6 protein-coding genes are annotated in these 5874 nt (G+C 62.4%); 2 read left to right on the forward strand and 4 right to left on the reverse strand.

Annotation, left to right across the window (positions count from 1 at the left end):
* The 4 genes from EOA27_RS18665 to EOA27_RS18680 all read right to left on the reverse strand — a co-directional run.
* Positions 1 to 650, reverse strand: a 650-nt coding sequence (locus tag EOA27_RS18665; protein ID WP_127256866.1) for an ATP-binding cassette domain-containing protein, incomplete at its 3' end; no start/stop codon positions are given.
* 11 nt (positions 651 to 661) lie between these two features.
* Positions 662 to 1576 carry an ABC transporter permease subunit gene (locus tag EOA27_RS18670; protein ID WP_126081042.1) on the reverse strand — a complete coding sequence of 305 codons (915 nt, stop codon included), beginning with the start codon at positions 1574 to 1576 and terminating at the stop codon, positions 662 to 664.
* 8 nt (positions 1577 to 1584) lie between these two features.
* Complete coding sequence (locus tag EOA27_RS18675; protein ID WP_126081041.1) at positions 1585 to 2469, reverse strand: ABC transporter permease subunit; 885 nt, start codon at positions 2467 to 2469, stop codon at positions 1585 to 1587.
* 106 nt (positions 2470 to 2575) lie between these two features.
* Complete coding sequence (locus EOA27_RS18680; protein WP_126081040.1) at positions 2576 to 3928, reverse strand: extracellular solute-binding protein; 1353 nt, start codon at positions 3926 to 3928, stop codon at positions 2576 to 2578.
* A 340-nt stretch (positions 3929 to 4268) separates the two neighbouring features.
* Between EOA27_RS18680 and EOA27_RS18685 the strand changes: the two genes are divergently transcribed.
* Together EOA27_RS18685 and EOA27_RS18690 are read left to right on the forward strand one after the other, a co-directional pair.
* Positions 4269 to 5309 (forward strand): endonuclease/exonuclease/phosphatase family protein, encoded by a 1041-nt coding sequence (locus EOA27_RS18685; RefSeq protein ID WP_127256868.1) that lies wholly within the window; start codon positions 4269 to 4271, stop codon positions 5307 to 5309.
* Between the two features lie 179 nt (positions 5310 to 5488).
* Positions 5489 to 5874 (forward strand): MHYT domain-containing protein (locus EOA27_RS18690; protein WP_281059440.1); only part of this gene is annotated, 386 nt, incomplete at its 3' end.

The raw sequence follows: 5874 nt of genomic DNA on the forward strand, positions 1-5874 counted from the left end.
GTGCCGACCTGCTCGACGCGGCCGCCATTCATTACCACCAGCCGGTCGGCCAGTGTCATCGCCTCGACCTGATCATGCGTGACGAAGACGGAGGTGGCATTGAGCCGCCGGTGCAGCTTGCGGATTTCCGAACGCATCTGCACGCGCAGCTTGGCGTCGAGGTTGGAGAGCGGCTCGTCGAAGAGGAACACCTTCGGCTCCCGGATCATGGCGCGGCCCATGGCGACGCGCTGGCGCTGGCCGCCGGACAGCGCCATCGGCTTGCGGTCGAGCAGGTGCTCCAGTTCCAGGACGCGCGCCACCGCCTGGATGCGCTGGGTCCGTTCGGCCGACGGAACGCCGGCCACCTTCAGCGAATAGCCGATGTTCTGCGCCACGCTCATATGCGGGTAGAGCGCGTAATTCTGAAACACCATGGCGCAGCCGCGCTCGCGCGGCTCGAGCTTGTTGACGACCGTGCCGTCGATGGCGATCGTGCCGTCGGATATCTCTTCCAGCCCTGCGATCATCCTGAGCAGCGTGGACTTGCCGCAGCCGGAGGGTCCCAGGATGACGACGAATTCGCCCGAGGCGAAGTCGAGGTCGACGCCGTGCACGACCTGCGTCTTGGCATAGTTCTTCTTGACGCCGCGAATGGTGATGGAGGCCATTTCCTGTCTCCTTATTTTTCGGTGGCGATCAGGCCGCGCACGAACCAGCGCTGCATCAGCACCACGACGATCATAGGCGGCAGCATGATGATCAGTGTGCCAGCCATGGCGATATGCCATTCCGGCGCGCCGCCGACATTGGGGATGAGCTGCTTCAACTCGGTCACCGCCATCGCATGCGACTGGTCGGTGGTGATGAGCAATGGCCACAGATACTGGTTCCAGGCCCACAGGAACATGATGGTGCCGAGCGCCGCCATGTTGTTGCGCGACAGCGGCAGAAGGATATCGACGAAGAAGCGCAGCGCGCCGGCCCCGTCCATGCGCGCCGCCTCGGTCAATTCGTCCGGCACGGTCAGGAAGAACTGGCGGTAAAGGAACGTGCCGGTGGCGGTCGCGACCAGCGGCAGGATCAGGCCGCTATAGGAATTGAGCAGCCCCAGGCTGAGCTGGACCTGAACCCCAGACACCTTTTCGATCAGCCAGGACAGCCCTGTTAGGTCCATTATCGTCTGATAAGGCTCGAGCACATTGGCGACCACCGCATAGGTCGGCACGATGCGCACTTCGAGCGGCAGCATCAGCGTGATGAAGATCAGCCAGAAGATCAGCATGCGGCCGGGATAGCGGAAATAGACGATCGAGAAGGCGGTGAGCGCCGAGATGATCACTTTGCCGGCGGCAACGCCAAACGCCATGATGAAGGAATTGAGCAGCTTCGGGCCGAGATCGGCCGTCGTCCAGGCCGTCTTGATGTTGACCCAGAAATCGCTGCCCGGCAGCAGCGACATCGGCACGTCGTTGACGTCCTTCAGATTGTGCGAGGCGGCGATCGCCACGATGACGAACGGCGCCACGCAGAAGACGAAGCCGGCGAACAGGATGAGATGCGTGAAGAAATTGAGGATCGGAGTGCGCTCGACCATGGCCCGCCTCAACGATAATGCACGCGCCGCTCGATGAAGCGGAACTGGACGATGGTGAGCGCGATGATCAAGAGCATCAGGATGATGCTCTGCGCGGCCGCGCCGGAGTAATCCAGGCCTTTGAAGCCGTCGGAATAGATCTTGTAAACCATCAGATTGGTGGCATTGGCCGGCCCGCCGGCGGTCATGATGTCGACGATGCCGAAGGAATCCTGGAAACTCTCGGTGATGTTGATGACCAGCAGGAAGAAGATCGTCGGCGTGATCAGCGGGAACTGGATGTCCCAGAACCGCCGGATGACGCCGGAGCCGTCCATCGCCGCCGCCTCGATCAGCGAACGCGGGATCGCCTGCAAGGCAGCGAGGAAGAAGATGAAGTTGTAGCCGACATATTTCCAGGAAAAGGCGATGATGACGGATGCCATCGCGTCGGCGCCGTCGAGGCCGGGGTCCCAGAAGCCCGGCCAAACCTTGTTGACGACGGCCATGAAGCCGGCTTCCGGCGCCAGGATGAAACGAAATGCCAGCGCCAGCGCCGGCGCGGCGATGCCGTAAGGCCAGATCAGCACCACGCGATAGAGCCACGAGCCGGCGAGCTGCCGGTCGGTCAGGGCGGCGAGCACCAGCGCGATGACCATCGCCAGGCCCGTGCTGATCCCGGCGAAGATCATGCTGGCGGTGATGGAATTCCAGTAGTCGGCATTGGCGAGGATCGAGCGGAAATTGTCGAGCCCGACCCAGATGTTGCCGCCACCCCAGGGCTGCTGCAGCGTCAGCGACCAGTAGACCGCCTGGCCGGCCGGCCAGTAGAAGAAGGTGAAGATCAGGATGAGCTGCGGCACCGCGAACAGGATGCCGATCGTCCATCTGCCGAAAGTGACGCGTTTTTCCATCGATCCGCCGATGCAGTGGAATCCATCAGCCCGCCTTCGCGGGACAAACTAGATATGAAATGGCCGCCCGTCGAATCTCGACGGGCGGCCGTTGCGCTATCCGGGATCAGGGCAGGGTCTTACCTGGATAGGTCTGCTGGAAGCGATCGAGGATGGCGTCGCCGTTCTTGACCAGGGTGTCGAGGCCTTCCTGCACGCTGACCTTGTTGGCGAAGATCGCCTGCATCTGCGTGCCGAACTCGGCGCGGATCTGGGTGAAGTTGCCGAGGCGGATGCCGCGGGTGATCTCGGTCGGCTCCGACGCGGTCAGGCTGGCGATGGCCACCTCGCGGCCCTTATAAGGCGCCTTGTCGTAGAAGCCGTTGGATTTCATGAAATCGAAGCCCGATTTCGTCACCGGGATATAGCCGGTGTTGGTCGACCAGAACAAAGCGGTCTTGGGGTCGTGGATGAAGTTGAGGAAGGCGGCCGCGCCCTTGTATTCGGCGTCCGACTTGCCGGACAGCACCCACAGCGAGGCGCCGCCGACCAAAGAGTTCTTGCGCTCGGTGCCGGCATAGACCGGCAGCTCGGCGACATCCCAGCTCATGCCTTCCTTCTGGGTGCGGCCGACAGTGCCGTGGTCGCCGACCGAAGTCAGGATGACCTGGCAGGTGCCGGTGGCGAAGGCCTGCACCATGTCCTGGCCGAGATCCTTGGATTTGATCTTGATCAGACCCGCGTCATACCACTTCTTCAAGTCGGTGACATACTGGACGAACTTGGTCTTGTTGACTTCCAGACGCGCATCGAGGCCGTCATAACCGTTGTTCTTGGTGGCGATCGGCTGGTTGTGCAGCGCCGAGAACTGCTCCATCAGCTGCCAGCTTTCGTTGGCCGAGATGTTGATCGCCATCGGGCAGTCATAGCCGGCGTCCTTCAGCGCCTTGAGGTCGGCGCCGACATCTTCCCAGGTCTTCGGCGCCTCGGTCTTGCCGATCTTGGCGAAGGCGTCCTTGTTCCAGTACATCAGCGCCGTCGAGGAGTTGAACGGGAAGGACAGCATCTCGCCCTTCGACGTCGCGTAATAGCGGGCGATGCCGGGGAAATAGTCGCTGTAGTCGATCTTGTAGCCGTTCTCCTCCATCAGCTTGTCGGCGGGCTTGTAGGCGCCCGACAGCATCATGGTGGCGGTGCCGACGTCATAGACCTGGACGACGGTGGGCTGCTTGCCGGCGCGGAAGGCGGCGATCGTGTTCTGCAGCGTGGCGTCGTAATTGCCCTGGCTGGTGCAAACGACCTCGTAGTCCTTCTGCGAAGCGTTGAAGTTCTTGCACAGCGTGTCGACGACGCGGGCGAGATCGCCCGAAAGACCGAACCAGAAATCGAATTTGACCGGCTCGGCAATAGCAGGAACCGCAAGCGCGGTGCTGAGCGCGCTGGCGGCAAGGGCAGCAAAGCCCCGCTTGATGATCGTCATGGTCTTCCCTCTTGAGTGGCAGTGTGACAAGGGTTTTGCGCAAGTCCTTGCCCGCTCTCATAGAGAAGGTATGTGACAGTTCTGTTGTGGGCCCGAAGCCCCTGTGGACAGCCAGTCTCTCCTCCCCTGGCAGCGGCAGCGCCGGCATGAAAACGTCACATCGGCGCTCTAGAGCATGATCCCGAAAAGTGGGAACCGGTTTTCGGACAAGATCATGCTCCAACAAAGAATTGGATCAGGATGGCGATTCAACGAAACGTCATCCTGATCAGGTAGCTAGGGCGCCGCCAAGCGGTGAAAAGACCTCTTTGATTAACCGGCTAACTGAATGAGACAAGACATGCTGGTTCCGCAGCTCACGCACGTGCCCGTCGCCGTCCGCAACGCCATGCGGGACGGGCCGCGCGACAGCGCCACCCATCTGCGCCACGCCGCCGCCGTTCCCGCCCTCGGCGAGATTGAGATCGGCGGCAAGGCTTCGCGTGAAAGCGCCGGTGAGAGCCTGACCGTCATGGCCTGGAATGTCGAGCGGCTGCGCCACGTTGATGCCATCGCCGAAATCATCGCCGGCCAGGCGCCACACGTCGTGCTGCTGTCGGAAGTCGACAAGGGCATGGCGCGCTCCGGCAACGGCCATCTTTTGAGCCGGCTTGCTGATCGCCTGGGCCATTCCTACGCCTATGGCGTCGAGTTCCTCGAACTCGGCACCGGCAATGAGACGGAGCAGGCGGCAAATGGCGGCGCCGAGAATGCGGAGGGCTTCCACGGCAACGCCATAACCAGCACCGTTCCGCTGCTGCGGCCTTTTCTCGTTCGCTTCGACGCCGCTGGCGCCTGGTTCCTGCCGCAGCACGGCCAGCCACGCATCGGCGGCCGCATGGCGCTCGGCGGCCAGGTGATGTTAGGCGACCGCCGTGTGACCGTCGTTTCGGTGCATCTCGAGAACCGCACCACGCCAGCAGGCCGCGCCGACCAGACCCGCCATCTGCTCGATGCCATCGACAGATATGATGCGGAAACGCCTGTTCTCATCGGCGGCGACTTCAACACGCTCACCGCCACCTATCCCGAACGCAATGACGACCCAGACGCGTGGCGAAAGCGCATCGCCGCCGAACCGGACCGGCTGATGTGCCCGGAGCGTCATGAGCCCTTGTTCGCGGTGTTTGCCGAGCGTGGCTACGACTGGCGCGAGGCCAACGCCTTCGACAAGCCGACGCAGCGGCGCGCGGCCGGCGACCTGACGCCCGCCGGCCATATCGACTGGTTCTTCACCCGCGGCCTTTCGGCAAGCGCACCCGCGACGCTGCCGGCGGTCTTGCCGGACGGCAGCCCGAGCGCCGACCACGAGGCGCTGGTGGTCACGGTGCGGGTGAAGTGACGGCCTTCAGGATCGACCAATTCCCGCTGGCTCGGCCCAATGATTCCAGGCATGGCCTCCCTGACAGATACAACCTGGGACGCACGCAGCGGTTGCGGGCGGCATAACCGATTCTTCAGCTGCCGGGCCCTAATCAATTCCGTTGCCTTGATTGATGTGGGAAGATCAGGTGAAGCAAGATGTTGACCGTCTATAATTGTATCGTGAACGAGCACGATCTGAGACTGGTCGCACTGGCCGCGCTGATTTGTGGAATTTCTTGTTTCACCGCTGTCAATCTGCTCCGCCATGTCGTGCAATCGACCAGCCGGAACCGTTATGCCTGGCTGCTGATTGCCGCCGCTTCCACCGGCTTTGGCATCTGGGCGACGCATTTCATCGCCATGATCGCCTTCACGCCGGGAATACCCAACGCCTACAACGCCGAGCTTTCGGTCGCTTCGCTGGCGGTTTCCGTTCTTCTGACGGCCGCTGGGATATGGATCGCAACCGTGCGCACCGGCATCGACCACTATCTCGTCGGTGGCGCCGTGCTCGGCATTGGCATCGCGGCGATGCACTATAC

Origin of the sequence: Mesorhizobium sp. M2A.F.Ca.ET.037.01.1.1, assembly GCF_003998075.1 — a bacterium.
Lineage (GTDB): Bacteria > Pseudomonadota > Alphaproteobacteria > Rhizobiales > Rhizobiaceae > Mesorhizobium.